Raw genomic sequence first — 14,202 nt, forward strand, 5'->3', positions numbered from 1 at the left:
AACTACTATAATTATTAGAACTGACTAAGCCACTAAAAACCTGTGTTTACAACTGCACTTGCTCAAAAAAGTTCCTCTAACGAGTTACCAGTAGATTTATTTACAGCGATTTCTGAACTCAAACAGAAATTGAATGCTGTGATTTTGGCGCACTACTATCAAGAACCAGATATTCAAGATGTAGCTGATTATATCGGCGACTCTTTGGGACTTTCAAGACAAGCCGCAAGTACGAATGCGGATGTAATTGTCTTTGCTGGAGTTCATTTCATGGCAGAGACAGCAAAAATTCTCAATCCGCATAAATTGGTATTATTACCAGATTTAGCCGCCGGGTGTTCGTTGGCGGATAGTTGTCCGCCTCAAGAATTTGCTGCTTTTAAAGCCAATCACCCAGACCATCTAGTCATTTCTTATATCAACTGCACCGCCGAAATCAAGGCAATGAGCGATATTATTTGTACCAGTTCCAACGCCGTGCAAATTGTCCGCCAAATTCCTGAAACTCAACCAATTATTTTTGCACCCGATCGCAATTTGGGACGTTACGTGATCGAACAAACTGGGCGAGACTTGCTACTGTGGCAAGGTAGCTGTATTGTTCACGAAACTTTTTCTGAAAGAAAACTTGTTGAATTAAAGATTGCTCATCCTGAAGCTGAAATAATTGCCCATCCCGAATGTGAGTCAGTTGTTCTGCGCCACGCTGACTATATTGGTTCTACTACAGCTTTGCTTAACTACTGTCAAAAATCCTCCGCAAATGCCTTTATTGTCGCCACAGAACCAGGGATTATTTACCAAATGCAAAAAGATGCTCCTCATAAGCAATTCATTCCTGCACCTCCGCTAAATAACTGTGCTTGTAATGAATGCCCATATATGCGGTTAAATACTCTAGAAAAACTTTACTTAGCGATGAAAAATCGCACCCCAGAAATAACCATGTCCGAGGAGATTCGATTAGCTGCCCTTAAACCCATGCAAAGAATGCTAGAAATGAGCAAGTAAATTTTAAAATTGGTAGTAAATTGTCTATAATTGTAGATTGCGTCCTTATTGCAGTTTGTATATGCCTAAACTAAAAACCCGCAAAGCAGCATCAAAGCGCTTTCGCGCTACTGGTACTGGTAAAATTGTCCGCCGCAAAGCTGGCAAAAACCACCTGCTTCAACACAAATCATCGGACAAAAAGCGTCGCTTCTCCCAAATGGCAGTAGTAGACGAGCGCGACGCGCCAAACGTCCGCTTGATGCTGCCCTATTTGTAAATAACTAAGGATAAATAAACTATGACACGGGTAAAACGCGGTAATGTAGCCCGCAAACGCCGCAAGAAAATTCTTAAACTAGCTAAAGGATTTCGCGGTTCCCATTCAACGCTGTTTAGAACGGCAAACCAGCAAGTAATGAAAGCGCTACGGAGTGCTTATCGTGATCGCAAAAAACGCAAGCGCGATTTTCGCCGTCTGTGGATTGTCCGCATTAATGCCGCCGCAAGACAGCATGGAGTTAGCTACAGCCAACTGATGGGCAATTTGAAAAAAGCTAATGTCGGCATCAATCGCAAAATGCTGGCGCAGATGGCAGTTCTAGATCCTACAGGTTTTAGCAAAGTTGCCGAAATGGCAAGCCAAGTTAAATAATGCAGCTAAAAGGCAAGAGGATAGTTCTATTCCTTATTGCTTTTTACTGCGGTTTTTTGAGTTTTTGCGGTGCAAGTAGCGCCGCCGAACTTAAAGAAATTCAAAGCCGAGGTTATCTAACGGTTGCTGTAAAAGATAACTTGCGTCCCCTAGGCTTTCGGGATGCTAGAGGAAATTTGCAAGGGTTGGAAATTGATGTAGCTAGGCGTTTGGCTCAAGACTTATTAGGCAACCCAGAAAAAGTAAAGTTGCAACCAGTCGAAAATAATTTGCGGCTTGCGGCAGTAACAGAAAATAAAGTAGATTTAGCGATCGCAAATTTTACCGCAACAGAGTCTCGCGCCCGATTAGTTAGCTTTAGCTTACCTTACTATTTTGACGGTACGGCTTTAATTACTAAAGATGCCGCAGTCCAAAAATTAAGCGATGTGGTGAGAAGTAAGATTGCGATTATAAATGGTTCTAGTGCTATTGCCAGCGTGCGTTACGTGTTGCCACAGGCGCAATTGGTCGGAGTTGATAATTATCAAGCAGCAAAATTACTTCTAGAGGCAGAGGGTGCAGTAGCTTTTGCGGGGGATGCCAGCGTCTTGACTGGCTGGAAGCAACAAGACGATCGCTATAGACTATTGCCAACATTGATAGGTGCAGAACCCCTCGCTGTAGTGATGCCGAAAGGTTTGCAGTACGATGACGTGCGCAAGCAAGTTAATGATGCGATTTCTCGTTATGTATCTGAAGGTTGGTTAGAAGCTAGAGTTAGTTATTGGGGTTTGCCTAATTCCACTTCTAGATTAAGAGGTGGCAAGATGGAACAAGATGCAGGCTAAAACCACACTTTTTTAATTAGAGCAATGGATAATTTACCGATTGTATATCTTTCAATTTTACTAATTGTGCTGCTGGGCAGTGGGGTAATTGTGTTGCGCCAGGTGTTGAAAACACGCAAAACTGAAAATGCCCTGGGGAGGCTGCAAAAAAAACTAAGTAAAGACAAGGGAACTGTTCAAGAGTATTACGAACTGGGCAGCATATATTTAGATAAGAAATTGTACTCCCAGGCGATCGCTTTGTTTCAAAAAGCAATTAAAGCCGCCGAGCAAGAAGCCGAGGAAAATATTGCGCCAATTTATAATGGTTTAGGTTTTGCAGCTTTTTCTCAAGAACAGTACGATTTGGCAATTCGTCACTACAAGGAAGCTTTGAAACAAAACCCTGACTATGTTTTTGCTCTCAATAATTTAGGTCATGCTTACGAAAAGAAAAATTTAGTTGCTCCAGCTTTAGAAACTTACGAGCAAGTATTGAAGTCTGAGCCAAATAATACCACTGCCAAGCGCCGCGCTGAATCCATCCGCAAGCGATTAGTTACTTCTTAGTCGTAGACTCAAGTACATAAAAACCGACTGTTTCATTACGCAGTCGGTTTTTAGCTTAGATACCGCGATTTTGTGCTTATTTCTCTAAAAAGCCTTGAATCTGTCTAATAGCTGCGGGTGCAATATTGAAGACTGCCCAACTCGCGGCGGCAATTACTGGTAATAAAACTATGGCTACGCGAAAATCAATATCCATCTGATTGTTATCCTCTCTTGATTTAGAGATTAAAGTTTTTTAGAGTAGTTCTCATTTTTTATTTTTAGCTGAAACAGGCAAATAAGCTAGACCTTTTACTTATAAATGTTTCTAATTAATCCGTTGTAACCACAAAGCCCATATCTGTACCCTTGCCAGCGTGAACTAAAGCTAACTTTTTGTAACGCTCGGCGTGTTCTATAAGTTCGGCGGCGGCGGCGGGAGAATTTTCTTTGATTCGCCTCCCTGGTACGCCTACAACTAATGAAAAAGGTGCAACATCCTTATTTACAACTGCTCCAGCCCCAATAATACTACCTGTGCCTACCCGCACCCCGTCCAAAATTATCGCCCCAATTCCAATTAGACTACCGCGTTCTATGTAAGCACTATGAATTACTGCTCGATGTCCAACCGTGACGAAATCCTCTAAAATCGTTGGCTTACCAGGATCTCCATGCAAAATTGCGCCATCTTGAATATTGGTACATTCCCCAATTTCAATTCGCTCTACATCCCCCCGAATTACTGCGCCATACCAAATACTCACTCCTGTAGTTACTTTGACTCGACCAATAACTACAGCATTAGCAGCAACAAAAGCAGCTTGAGAAAGATCGGGAGCGGGTAAGTAAGACATAATATACAGGAGAACGAATAGCAAATAGATTTCCAGGACAATAGTTGTAAATGCTCAAGCTAAGGCAACGTTTTAAGCACGATATCATAGTGCTAACCTTTTAGAAGGTAAAGCGGTGCAGAAGACAGCAAGAGCATCGACACAAAACCACTGGTGCTAGTGAAGACAGAAATATGCTGATAAGCACTTCATGATCAACTCAAGCTTACAATATCCAATTTTTGGTCCAGAGATTCAGTGTCCCCATTGTCGCCAAACTGTCCCGGCGCTGACACTAACAGATACTTATTTATGTACTCGTCATGGAGCTTTTGAAGCCGACCCTCAGACGGGGGAATTAGTACACCTCCAATCTGGTCGTCATTGGAAACAATGGGATGATGAATGGTATAGGCAACATACCCATCCTGACGGGATCAGATTTGAAATTCATGAGGCTTTAGATCGTCTTTATACTCAAGGCTACCGCGCGACACGAGTAATTATTGCTGAGCGCTATCAAGAATTAATTAGCGGCTATTTAGAGCGCAGCACTCCTTGGCGCGGACAATCAGAACAGTCTCCCAAGCTTTACGGCTTACCTGTAGATTTTAGTCCCAATCCCCAAGAGGAACCACGCTGGGAAGTCATTAATTTCGATCTGGAAAAGGAGCCTGGTGTCCCGGTTCGCTATCCTTATTTTCGCTTATTTGAATAATGCACCACGTTTCAATTCGTACAGGTAATATTCATAAAGCGATCACCTTTTATGAACTACTGGGCTTTAGGGTATGCGATCGCTTTACTACAGGCTATACTTTGGCTTGCTGGATGGAGGGATTAGAGGGACGCATTGAACTTATCCAAATTCCTAAGCCCCACCCCGCTCTTGATGCTTTCAATGATGAGCATTATGTCGGTTATTACCATTTGTCTTTTGACCTTACCGAGGCTGTACCAGATTTGACTGATTGGTTGACTGCTTTGCAACAGCGTTTTGCCCAAGCTTACCAGAACGAATCTGAGCAATATTCGCCGCTAAAGATACTGTTAGAGCCAGAGCAGCAGCAAATCGGCAATTCTGTTTATGAAGTCGCCTTTATTGCCGATACAGACAACTTACCTTTAGAATTTATCCGTAAATTGAGTTAAACTATCCCCCCCTATAGGATTGCATTTTAATCAAAATATAGTTTTGATTAATAAAAGTTCACTATTTGATTAGAGAGTAAATTTGTTAACTACAGTTACAGGCGGTTTATTGTCTTCAGCCTTATTGGATTGGATAATTGTGCCGCATTTAGCCTTACACATTCCCGATGGTTTTTTAAACTTACCTGTGATATTTGTCACCTCATTAGCTGCCCTGGGGCTAATCGCCTTAGCACTAAATCGAGTACAGTCAGAATACCAAGAAAAAGCTGTACCTCTAATGGGAGTTTGTGCGGCGTTTGTATTTGCAGCACAAATGATTAATTTCCCAATTCCCGGCGGTACGTCAGGTCACTTACTAGGGGGAACTTTGGCAGGTGCTTTGTTAGGTCCTTGGGCGGGTTCGTTAGTGATGACTGTAGTATTTATAGTCCAAAGTGTCATGTTTCAAGATGGCGGCTTAACAGTTTTGGGAGCCAATATTTTTAATATGGGCTTAATTGGTACTTTTGGCGGCTATTATCTCTACAAGGCAATTAGATTTACGATCGGGCGCGATAAGTTGCAAGGATTAGTAGTGGGAGCGGCGGTTGCTGCCTGGACGAGCGTTGTAATTGCGGCTGTAATCACGGCAATCCAATTAGCCATATCTGGAACTGTACCACTGCCCGTAGCTTTAACAGCAATGGTTTCTTGGCACATACTAATTGGGATTGGTGAAGCAATAATTACCGTAGTTGCACTTACATCTATTTGGCGGACTAGACCGGATTTATTTTACGATCCTCCTCGTAGAACAAGAGTTGGCTCATCTCGTCCAGTTTCTCGGTATTAATATGACTAATAATAATTCGCGATCGCGCAATTTTGCTTTTACCATTGCAGGTTTAGGTGTAGCCCTAATAATCGCCATCTTTTTGTCTCCTTTTGCTAGTCAAAACCCTGATGGTTTAGATCGAGTTGCCCAAGACCTCAAATTTGAAGATAAAGCCGCAGAAGATACCCCAGCTAGTAAAACGCCTTTTGCTCAGATATTTGATGAATATGCCCTTAAAGGCGTACCAGAAAATGTTGCTACTCCATTGGCAGGTTTAGTTGGTACTTTAGCTGTATTTGGATTGGCTTGGGGAATTGGCAAAATCGTTGTGCGGGGTAACGGCTCATCTGCCAGCGAAAACGAGCCATTATCTTACTCAGACGATTCAGACTCACAAAGACACTAGATGCTCTTACACGTTGGCGCTTTTAAGCTCGATATTGATAGTAAACAAAATACCTATTGGCACGCGATCGCCCCTCGTACCCGCTTGCTGTGCGCTTTACTGTTTGTATTTGCCGTTGTCTTAACCCCTAACGGACATTGGCAAACTTGGGCAGTTTATGGTGTAGGGTTGTTGATTTTAATCCCTATTAGCCGCATTACTATTACCGTACTGTTGAAGCGGCTAGTAGTAGAATTTGCCTTTGTGGGTGTCGTGCTAATCGGTACGCTATTTCGGGAAGGGGGAGAAGTAATTTGGTCTTGGGGAATATTGCAAATTACCACCGTAGGACTAACTATTTTGGCAAGCGTCAGCATTAAGGCAATGCTGTCATTAGCAATGTTGAATCTATTAACTTTGACAACTTCTGTCCCCGCTTTACTGCACGGCATGAAAGAATTACGCATTCCCCCCTTACTGATAGCAACTTTAGCCTCAATGTATCGCTACATTGGCGTGTTGATTGGGGAATTTGAGGCGATGCGGAGGGCTGCATTGTCACGGAACTTGATGAATAGCAATCGTTCGATTCGTTTAGTTGTAGGTAATACAATTGGAGCGTTATTTATCCGCACCTACGAGCGCGGAAATCGGGTACATCAGGCGATGCTGTCGCGGGGTTATCAAGGCATACCACCAATGGAAAAAATATCCCCAGGGGGAAGACAAGACATTGTGGCTTTGACTTTAACTATATTATTGGCGCTGCTGGGGCAGGTCATATACTGGCGAAAATAATTTTTATCTGTTGTTTCAATGCACCATAATCCGATCGCAATTCAAAATCTGAGCTACGTTTATCCCGATGGGACTCAAGCACTACAAGGAATTAATTTGTCTATTGCTGCTGGCGAACGAGTAGCATTAATTGGCGCTAATGGTTCGGGAAAATCTACCTTGCAACTGCACCTTAATGGCATTATTTTGCCCCAAGAAGGAGAAATAATTATTGGTGAGTGGTTGGTAAAACCGGAAAATTTGCGCTCTGTTCGTAATTTTGTCGGGCTAGTGTTCCAAAACCCTGATAATCAGCTATTTATGCCTACAGTTTGGGAAGATGTGGCTTTTGGTCCGATGAATTTAGGATTGCGTGGTGCAGAGCTAAAAAAGCGAGTATTTAGCGCCATGTACGCTGTAGATATCGATCCCCAATGGTACGGACAAAGAAGTACAGAAAACTTGTCTGGAGGCGAAAAAAAGCGCATTGCGATCGCGGGTGTATTAGCAATGCAGCCGCAAATCCTTGTATTTGACGAACCTTCGGCGCAATTAGATCCTCGTTCTCGCCGTCAGTTGATTGAATTGTTGCAAACATTACCTTTAACTCAGTTGATTGCTACTCATGATTTGGATTTAGCTTTAGAAATATGCGATCGCACGGTGGTACTCAGTCAAGGGAAAGTAGTATTTGATGGGGAAACTGAGCGAGTAATGAGCGATCCTGATTTTCTCCAGCAACACGCTCTAGAATCACCTCTTAGCTACAGTCGTCCCTATTGTTTACTGGAACATTCCCCAGTGGCGAAGTCCTACTCTTTGAGTTAGAAGCAATAGGTAGGCTACAACTGAAGCAAGCTACACTGATTAATAAAAGATGCCAGAACTTTCCATGAATTATCAAAACATCATTACAATTGAGCCTGGTAAACGTGGTGGAAAGCCCTGCATTAGAAGAATGAGGATTACTATTTATGATGTTTTGGGATGGTTGGCGGCAGGAATGTCACAAGCAGAAATCTTGGATGATTTTCCTGAGTTGACTGAGGAGGATATTAGAGCGTGTTTGGAGTTTGCTGCCGATCGAGAGCATAGATTGATTGCTGTCGTGGGAAACACTTGAAATTGTTTTTCGATCAAAATTTGAGCCGAAAATTGGTTGCTCGATTAGTAGAGCTTTTCCCAAATTCTAGTCACGTCCAGTTTTATGATCTAACTGCCGCAGAAGACAGTGAGATTTGGGAGTTTGCAAAAGCTCAAGATTTTTGTATTGTGACTCAAGATGCTGACTTTGCCGAGCGCAGCCGCCTTTATGGTTCACCGCCAAAAGTGATTTGGTTATGGTGTGGTAATGTGCCGACGAGTAATGTAGAAACAATCTTGCGGTCTGGTGCTGAGACGATTCAAAGATTTATAGCCGACCCCTCTTTGGATTGTCTTGAGTTGTACTAATGATTTGTTATGCTGCGATTGCTCGATCGTTACTTTGGAATGCGATCGCCAGTAACTTCTCAGGGCTTAACACCGTGCGATCGCGCACTAACTCAACCATTAAATATCACAATAATTTTAGTTATTGTTTCGGGATGCGATCTCCAATAACTTCTTGAACTCAACTTTGTATGCGATTGCTAACTCAACGGCGAAATATCACAATATTACTTTGGGATGCGATGCTCTGCGAACGCGCTTGCGCTATCGCCAATAACTTCTCTGGACTCAACAACGAAGCCAACCATTTTTGCTTGCTTAATCTCGGCGGGATGCGATGCTCTGCGAGCGCGCTTGCGCTATCGCCAATAACTTCTCTGGACTCAACAACGAAGCCAACCATTTTTGCTTGCTTAATCTCGGCTGAAAACTGCCAAATTTAACAGGTGCGATCAGGTTAGGTAAAACGGCTAAAGTGAGCGGCAGCAAACATGACTGAAACGAAGCAAGAAGACCTTATGCTGTCCGCTCCACTGTGTTGTTATGTGCCATTTGCTGCAATTATCTCATGCTCCAAGCCCAGAATCCACTTACGCATCTGGCTGGTACCGAGAGGGAGGAAAGGTGCTATGAGTGGAGCAACTCGACGCACGACTTGAGAGAATGCGGATTTACCTTTTGGCACTTCGGTCATGCGTTGAACCTGTCGCATCACACGATAATCTGTACTGTGGCGCAGGGCATGATAGCGACTCAGTTGATCTACTGTGGCAAGTTCTGCGAATACGTATGCGTCTTCGATACCCAAATTCATACCGCGCGCGCCAAGACCGGAATGGATATGCGCAGCATCGCCACCCAGATAAGCGCAACCTTGCTGGAACCTTCGCGCAATGCGATGCGCGATACCGAAATCAGACTCCCATCCCACGGTGCCAGGACTCGAGCCTCGTGGTAGCCGACCGAGCAGTTCTGAAACATTGCCGAGGACACGCCAAATGTTGTCCTCTATACGAACCATAAACATTGCACCATCGTCCAGCAAAAAGATGTGGGCTTCATCCGCATTCAGCGATGTTTCAAGCTCCACATCGTACAGGTACCAATCGCTGTCATAGTCGGAGCCGTCAAATGGTATGTCGAGCATTTCGCGGACGGTGCTATTGGAACCATCGGCACCGAGAACGACTGAGGTTGATATCTCTTCTTCCCTGCCATCGGCGTATCGAAGGCGGCTGAGACAGCGTGTTTGTTCATCATCGAGTGACAGAAACTCGACACCTCGTTCTACCTCGCCGCCCGAGTCAGTTAACGCTTCGGCAAGTAATGCCTCTGTCTTAGCCTGTGAGTGAATGAGCATGAATGGGAAGCGGTGCCTTACCTTCGATAAATCTAGGTGAAACAGACGATCGCCTTTGCGCCAGAGGTTTAAAGCTTGCATACGACGACCGTGTTCTAATAAACGCTCAGTCACTCCAGTGCCCCCGAGTAGTTCGAGTGTTCGTGGATTGACGCCGAATGCCTTGGAATGCGCTGATGGTTCAAGACGCTTTTCCACAATGCGGGACTTGATGCCGCGCTTTGCCAACAGTACTGCCGCAGCCAGTCCCGTTGGCCCCGCACCCACTATCACGAAAGGTTCTTTTGACTTCACTGGCATGGCTCACAATGAGAAGAAATTTGGCACATAACTATTTATTATATTGAAACTTTCCGTATAATCTTTTACTCAATAACGACATACAAGCATCGTAGTCATTTTTTTAGAGTGTTACATAGAATTTTTCTGCATAAGATCCGTATTTGGAGATTACACAGAATCTTTCTGTATATCTATCCTAAATGAGGGTATCATAGCGATTTTTTCCGTATATCCTTTGAACTGTGTAGTCAGTTATTTAAAATGATTTGCCGCCGCCCTGGGTTGAAACTCCCTGCTTATAGCTAAGATCGGCTTAAGCCAACTGCTAAAGTACCGGAATTTAAAAAGCATTAGTGTATGTTATTTCCATTAAGGCGACATCGTTTGTTATTTGTCCTTTTTAGCGCTTGCTTGACTGCAACGCTGTTGTTTAACAACTCTTTTGCTATATCTGCACCATTAACTACCAAAAATCAAATGCCGCTTTCTGTAACTGAAAATGTCCGCAAAACTATACTAGAAAACGGGCTTACTGTCCTCACGAAACAAGTTAAAACTGCCCCCGTTGTTAGCGTCCAAGTTTGGTATCAAATTGGTTCGCGCGATGAAGCCCCTGGTGTAAACGGCATTGCTCACCAATTAGAACATATGTTGTTTAAAGGTACGAGTAGCCGCCCAATTCAGTTTGGACGCTTGTTTAGTGCTTTGGGTAGCGATTCTAATGCTTTTACAAGCTACGATCAAACCGCTTACTTTGGTACAGTCGAGCGCGGCTTAATGGATAGTTTGCTAGAGCTAGAAGCTGACAGAATGCAGAATGCGCTAATCAACGCTGAGCAACTGACAAGCGAAAAGCGGGTAGTAATTTCTGAGTTGCAAGGATACGAAAATAGCCCCAACTATCGTTTGGGTAGAGCCGTCATGCGCGCCGCCTTGCCAAATAGCCCCTATGGATTGACTATTGGCGGCACTAAGGCAGATGTAGAAAAGTTTACAGTTGAACAAGTCAAAAGCTATTACCGCAACTACTACAGCCCCAAAAATGCCACTTTAATAATTGTGGGGGATTTTGAACCAGATACTACTCTAGCAAAGGTTAAAGAGACTTTTGGCAAAGTACCGAACGCTCAAGAAAAGGTTGTCAAACCCCAAAGAACCGCAACTAAGCCGCAAACCCAAACAAAACAGCCAATTGTCTTAAAAGAGCCAGGTGCAGCTTCGCTGTTGCAAACTGTATATCCCTTAGTAGATATCAATCATCCCGATGCACCCGCTTTGGATGTGCTAAATGGTATTTTGACTGAAGGACGCAATTCAAGGCTTTATCAAGCTTTGATTGAGTCGGGACTTGCTAGTAATATGAATGGCTATGCCGCTACTTTAGCTGGTGACGGGTGGTACAACTTGGAAATAACTGCCGCCCCCGGACAAGAATTAGCAAAAATTGATAACGTGTTGTTAAATGCGATCGCAAATCTAACCGAAAAAGGCGTAACTACCGACGAATTAAACCGCGCCAAAACTCAATTGCAAGCTTCTGTATTGCTCAATAACCGCGATATTGCTTCCCAAGCAATGCAAATCGGCTACGACCAAACTACCGCCGGAGACTATCGTTTTACAGATCGCTATTTAGCCGCCATTGATAAAGTTAGCGCCAAAGATGTGCAGCGAGTAGCCGCAACCTATTTCGCACCCGATAAACGGACTGTAGGTTTGTTTGAACCAACTAAACAAAGCGGAGAAGCAAGCGCGGAGGGAAATCCTACGCAAATGACTGAAAACTTTAGCCCTGGAGCGCCTGTAGACCCCGCAGAAGTAGCGAAGTATTTACCAAAAGTAGATCCAGCAACCCCAACTCCCAAAGCCCTCCCAGAACAATTTACTTTAACTAATGGGGTAAAAGTATTATTGCTACCAGATTCTAGTACGCCGACGGTAACTTTAAGCGGATTTATCAAAGCTGGCGCAGAATTTGACACGCAACCCAAAGCAGGGCTTGCGGCTTTGACGGCGGAAAATTTGCTAAGTGGAACTAAAACGAAAGACGATCTTGCTCTTGCTAAAGCTTTAGAAGATCGCGGTGCAAGTTTGAGTTTTAGAGCTTTGCGTGAAGGTGTAGACATTGACGGCTATAGCTTAAAGACAGATTTGCCTGTTGTACTAGAAACCTTGGCAGATGTGGTACAAAATTCTACGTTTCCCACCGAGCAAATTGAACTTAGTCGCGGACGCGCTTTAACTAGCCTTGATTTGGAATTAGACGATCCTGCACGCGCGGCGCGGCGGGTGTTTCAGCAAACAATTTATCCCGCCAATCATCCTTTCCATACCTTCCCCACTGAAGAAAGTCTAAAAAGCCTTAGCCGTGAAGATGTTGTTAGTTTCTATCAAAAACAATATCGTCCCGACCAAATGGTATTGACTTTAGTAGGCGACTTCGAGCCAAAACAAGTGCGGAGTTTGTTGGAAACAGCACTAAAGGACTGGAAAGCTGAAGGTAAAGCCCCAGTTATTAATTATCCTGATGTCCCTAACCCAGAAAAAGTAGTCCAACTGAATCCATCTTTACCAGGAAAAACTCAAGCGGTTACTTATCTAGGCGATCGCGGTATTAGTCGCAAAGATCCTCGTTTCTATGCTGCTTTGGTACTAAATCAGATTGTTGGCGGCGATACTTTATCTAGTCGCTTGGGTACAGAGTTGCGCGATCGCCAAGGTTTGACTTACGGCATTTATAGCTACTTTAGTGCCGGAAGACAAGCAGGTCCCTTTGTCGTATCCATGCAAACCGACCCAGAAGACGCTAACAAAGCTATCTCTAGCGTTCGCGCCCTTCTAGCTCAAATTCACGATCAAGGGGTCACAAAAGAGGAAGTAGCTGCCGCTAAACGCTCTCTAACTCGCGGCTACAATGTAGGTTTGGCAAATCCTGACGAACTAGCTAACACCATTCGGCTCAATGAAGTTTATGGTTTAGGAAAGGGCGAATTAAGCTCTTTTTCTACCAAAATTGAAGCTGTGAGCCTAGAAGATGTAAATAAAGCTGCTAAAGAACTACTCCAGCCCGATAGATTAGCGATCATTACGGCGGGGGGGACTACTACCAAATAACAGCTTTTTTGGGGTGGTATAGGCAAAATGCTTTACTAAGCTAAAGCGATCGCTTTCATGAAGGTTTTGGGTGTGGAAAAAAGCCACACCCAAAACCTTTCGCTTTATCAAAGTTCGATTACTCAGTACGATAGATTTATGCGCTTTTCTATGATTTAATCCATGAATATTTTTAGCAACCTGCTTTCTCAGACCGTTCAAGCTCCCCGTCCCAAAAAACAAAGTCGAGGAATTGAAATAAAATCCGAGCGGGAAATTGAAATTATGCGCCAGTCTGCAAAGATTGTCGCCACTGTATTAAAAGAAATATCCCAAATGGTGGAACCAGGAATGACCACCGCAGACTTGGACGCGATCGCCGAAAAACGTATCCGAGAAATGGGCGCAACTCCTAGCTTTAAAGGCTATCATGGTTTTCCCGGTTCTATTTGTGCCAGTATTAATAATGAAGTTGTACACGGCATCCCTAACCCTAAAAAAGTTATTCGCGCTGGAGATGTTTTAAAGGTAGACACGGGAGCTTTTTATCAAGGCTTTCATGGCGACTCTTGCATTACTATTGCCGTCGGTGAAGTAACTCCCGAAGCAGCTAGGTTAATTAAAGTAGCAGAAGAAGCGCTTTATAAAGGTATCGAACAAGTAAAAGCAGGAAACTACCTAATGGATATTGCTGGCGCAATTCAAGATCATGTCGAAGCAAACAAATTTAAAATAGTTGAAGACTTTACCGGGCATGGTGTCGGGCGCAATTTACACGAAGAACCATCTGTATTTAACTATCGCACTCGTCAAATGCCGAATGTCAAGCTCAAAACAGGCATGACTTTAGCGATTGAGCCAATTTTAAACTCTGGTTCAAAGTTAACACGCATACTATCCGATCGCTGGACGGCAGTTACCGTTGATAATTCTTTATCGGCGCAGTTCGAGCATACAGTTTTGGTTACTGATGACGGTTACGAGATTTTAACTTGTCGCTCCAAGGTATAGGGCTTTCTAAATTTGCCCTCACCAAGCCCAATGCAGGGGATACGGGGAAACTCGT

19 protein-coding genes are annotated in these 14,202 nt (G+C 43.8%); 16 read left to right on the forward strand and 3 right to left on the reverse strand.

What is annotated here, in order from left to right; genetic code table 11:
* Positions 1 to 42: 42 nt before the first annotated feature.
* The 5 genes from nadA (at position 43) to AC2VE5_RS01335 (ending at position 3,024) form a co-directional block, all read left to right on the forward strand.
* A complete protein-coding gene (nadA, locus tag AC2VE5_RS01315) occupies positions 43 to 1,011 on the forward strand; it encodes a quinolinate synthase NadA (RefSeq protein WP_486885983.1) in 969 nt (322 codons plus the stop codon).
* 61 nt (positions 1,012 to 1,072) lie between these two features.
* A complete protein-coding gene (rpmI, locus tag AC2VE5_RS01320; RefSeq protein ID WP_106369128.1) occupies positions 1,073 to 1,270 on the forward strand; it encodes a 50S ribosomal protein L35 in 198 nt (65 codons plus the stop codon).
* A 21-nt stretch (positions 1,271 to 1,291) separates the two neighbouring features.
* Entirely contained in the window at positions 1,292 to 1,645 is a 354-nt protein-coding gene (gene rplT / locus AC2VE5_RS01325; RefSeq protein ID WP_486885984.1) for a 50S ribosomal protein L20, read from the forward strand.
* Complete coding sequence (locus AC2VE5_RS01330; RefSeq protein WP_486885985.1) at positions 1,645 to 2,475, forward strand: transporter substrate-binding domain-containing protein; 831 nt, start codon at positions 1,645 to 1,647, stop codon at positions 2,473 to 2,475. The genes rplT and AC2VE5_RS01330 overlap by 1 nt, the downstream gene beginning before the upstream one ends.
* Before the next feature lie 24 nt (positions 2,476 to 2,499).
* A complete protein-coding gene (locus tag AC2VE5_RS01335; RefSeq protein ID WP_486885986.1) occupies positions 2,500 to 3,024 on the forward strand; it encodes a tetratricopeptide repeat protein in 525 nt (174 codons plus the stop codon).
* A gap of 76 nt (positions 3,025 to 3,100) precedes the next feature.
* Here AC2VE5_RS01335 and AC2VE5_RS01340 read toward each other — a convergent pair whose 3' ends face one another.
* Together AC2VE5_RS01340 and AC2VE5_RS01345 are read right to left on the reverse strand one after the other, a co-directional pair.
* Positions 3,101 to 3,220, reverse strand: coding sequence for a photosystem II protein Y (locus tag AC2VE5_RS01340; protein ID WP_486885987.1), 120 nt, complete (start codon positions 3,218 to 3,220; stop codon positions 3,101 to 3,103).
* Between the two features lie 115 nt (positions 3,221 to 3,335).
* Complete coding sequence (locus tag AC2VE5_RS01345; RefSeq protein WP_486885988.1) at positions 3,336 to 3,860, reverse strand: gamma carbonic anhydrase family protein; 525 nt, start codon at positions 3,858 to 3,860, stop codon at positions 3,336 to 3,338.
* A gap of 190 nt (positions 3,861 to 4,050) precedes the next feature.
* Between AC2VE5_RS01345 and AC2VE5_RS01350 the strand changes: the two genes are divergently transcribed.
* The 9 genes from AC2VE5_RS01350 to AC2VE5_RS01390 all read left to right on the forward strand — a co-directional run bounded on the left by AC2VE5_RS01350 (position 4,051) and on the right by AC2VE5_RS01390 (position 8,572).
* Positions 4,051 to 4,557, forward strand: a complete 507-nt coding sequence (locus AC2VE5_RS01350; protein WP_486885989.1) for a TIGR02652 family protein — start codon at positions 4,051 to 4,053, stop codon at positions 4,555 to 4,557.
* Entirely contained in the window at positions 4,557 to 4,991 is a 435-nt protein-coding gene (locus AC2VE5_RS01355) for a VOC family protein (protein ID WP_486885990.1), read from the forward strand. Before AC2VE5_RS01350 ends, AC2VE5_RS01355 begins: the two co-directional genes overlap by 1 nt.
* An 82-nt stretch (positions 4,992 to 5,073) precedes the next feature.
* Positions 5,074 to 5,826: an energy-coupling factor ABC transporter permease gene (locus tag AC2VE5_RS01360; RefSeq protein ID WP_486885991.1), complete on the forward strand. Its 753-nt coding sequence runs from the start codon at positions 5,074 to 5,076 to the stop codon at positions 5,824 to 5,826.
* Between the two features lies 1 nt (position 5,827).
* Positions 5,828 to 6,214 carry a PDGLE domain-containing protein gene (locus AC2VE5_RS01365; protein ID WP_486885992.1) on the forward strand — a complete coding sequence of 129 codons (387 nt, stop codon included), beginning with the start codon at positions 5,828 to 5,830 and terminating at the stop codon, positions 6,212 to 6,214.
* Entirely contained in the window at positions 6,215 to 6,991 is a 777-nt protein-coding gene (gene cbiQ, locus AC2VE5_RS01370) for a cobalt ECF transporter T component CbiQ (protein ID WP_486885993.1), read from the forward strand.
* Positions 6,992 to 7,009: 18 nt separating this feature from the next.
* Positions 7,010 to 7,798 (forward strand): energy-coupling factor ABC transporter ATP-binding protein, encoded by a 789-nt coding sequence (locus tag AC2VE5_RS01375; RefSeq protein ID WP_486885994.1) that lies wholly within the window; start codon positions 7,010 to 7,012, stop codon positions 7,796 to 7,798.
* 64 nt (positions 7,799 to 7,862) lie between these two features.
* Positions 7,863 to 8,093, forward strand: coding sequence for a DUF433 domain-containing protein (locus tag AC2VE5_RS01380; RefSeq protein WP_486886063.1), 231 nt, complete (start codon positions 7,863 to 7,865; stop codon positions 8,091 to 8,093).
* Entirely contained in the window at positions 8,090 to 8,422 is a 333-nt protein-coding gene (locus tag AC2VE5_RS01385; RefSeq protein ID WP_486885995.1) for a DUF5615 family PIN-like protein, read from the forward strand. The genes AC2VE5_RS01380 and AC2VE5_RS01385 overlap by 4 nt, the downstream gene beginning before the upstream one ends.
* A 9-nt stretch (positions 8,423 to 8,431) precedes the next feature.
* Positions 8,432 to 8,572: a hypothetical protein gene (locus tag AC2VE5_RS01390; protein ID WP_486885996.1), complete on the forward strand. Its 141-nt coding sequence runs from the start codon at positions 8,432 to 8,434 to the stop codon at positions 8,570 to 8,572.
* Between the two features lie 370 nt (positions 8,573 to 8,942).
* On the opposite strand, the gene AC2VE5_RS01395 is transcribed toward AC2VE5_RS01390, so the two are convergent.
* Positions 8,943 to 10,055: an FAD-dependent oxidoreductase gene (locus AC2VE5_RS01395; RefSeq protein WP_486885997.1), complete on the reverse strand. Its 1,113-nt coding sequence runs from the start codon at positions 10,053 to 10,055 to the stop codon at positions 8,943 to 8,945.
* Positions 10,056 to 10,400: 345 nt separating this feature from the next.
* Here AC2VE5_RS01395 and AC2VE5_RS01400 point away from each other — a divergent pair, with 345 nt between their 5' ends.
* Together AC2VE5_RS01400 and map are read left to right on the forward strand one after the other, a co-directional pair.
* Positions 10,401 to 13,157 (forward strand): M16 family metallopeptidase, encoded by a 2,757-nt coding sequence (locus AC2VE5_RS01400; protein WP_486885998.1) that lies wholly within the window; start codon positions 10,401 to 10,403, stop codon positions 13,155 to 13,157.
* Positions 13,158 to 13,319: 162 nt separating this feature from the next.
* A complete protein-coding gene (gene map / locus AC2VE5_RS01405) occupies positions 13,320 to 14,147 on the forward strand; it encodes a type I methionyl aminopeptidase (protein ID WP_486885999.1) in 828 nt (275 codons plus the stop codon).
* Positions 14,148 to 14,202: the final 55 nt, after the last annotated feature.

Source organism: Aliterella sp. E5.1, assembly GCF_057473825.1.

What these genes read in the sequence shown, in the direction of transcription:
- rpmI (WP_106369128.1), top strand. Translation starts at nt 1,073, where the DNA reads ATGCCTAAACTAAAAACCCGCAAAGCAGCATCAAAGCGCTTTCGCGCT.
- rplT (WP_486885984.1), top strand. Translation starts at nt 1,292, where the DNA reads ATGACACGGGTAAAACGCGGTAATGTAGCCCGCAAACGCCGCAAGAAA.
- AC2VE5_RS01330 (WP_486885985.1), top strand. Translation starts at nt 1,645, where the DNA reads ATGCAGCTAAAAGGCAAGAGGATAGTTCTATTCCTTATTGCTTTTTAC.
- AC2VE5_RS01335 (WP_486885986.1), top strand. Translation starts at nt 2,500, where the DNA reads ATGGATAATTTACCGATTGTATATCTTTCAATTTTACTAATTGTGCTG.
- AC2VE5_RS01340 (WP_486885987.1), bottom strand. Translation starts at nt 3,220, where the DNA reads ATGGATATTGATTTTCGCGTAGCCATAGTTTTATTACCAGTAATTGCC.
- AC2VE5_RS01345 (WP_486885988.1), bottom strand. Translation starts at nt 3,860, where the DNA reads ATGTCTTACTTACCCGCTCCCGATCTTTCTCAAGCTGCTTTTGTTGCT.
- AC2VE5_RS01350 (WP_486885989.1), top strand. Translation starts at nt 4,051, where the DNA reads ATGATCAACTCAAGCTTACAATATCCAATTTTTGGTCCAGAGATTCAG.
- AC2VE5_RS01355 (WP_486885990.1), top strand. Translation starts at nt 4,557, where the DNA reads ATGCACCACGTTTCAATTCGTACAGGTAATATTCATAAAGCGATCACC.
- AC2VE5_RS01365 (WP_486885992.1), top strand. Translation starts at nt 5,828, where the DNA reads ATGACTAATAATAATTCGCGATCGCGCAATTTTGCTTTTACCATTGCA.
- cbiQ (WP_486885993.1), top strand. Translation starts at nt 6,215, where the DNA reads ATGCTCTTACACGTTGGCGCTTTTAAGCTCGATATTGATAGTAAACAA.
- AC2VE5_RS01375 (WP_486885994.1), top strand. Translation starts at nt 7,010, where the DNA reads ATGCACCATAATCCGATCGCAATTCAAAATCTGAGCTACGTTTATCCC.
- AC2VE5_RS01380 (WP_486886063.1), top strand. Translation starts at nt 7,863, where the DNA reads ATGAATTATCAAAACATCATTACAATTGAGCCTGGTAAACGTGGTGGA.
- AC2VE5_RS01390 (WP_486885996.1), top strand. Translation starts at nt 8,432, where the DNA reads ATGCTGCGATTGCTCGATCGTTACTTTGGAATGCGATCGCCAGTAACT.
- AC2VE5_RS01400 (WP_486885998.1), top strand. Translation starts at nt 10,401, where the DNA reads ATGTTATTTCCATTAAGGCGACATCGTTTGTTATTTGTCCTTTTTAGC.
- map (WP_486885999.1), top strand. Translation starts at nt 13,320, where the DNA reads ATGAATATTTTTAGCAACCTGCTTTCTCAGACCGTTCAAGCTCCCCGT.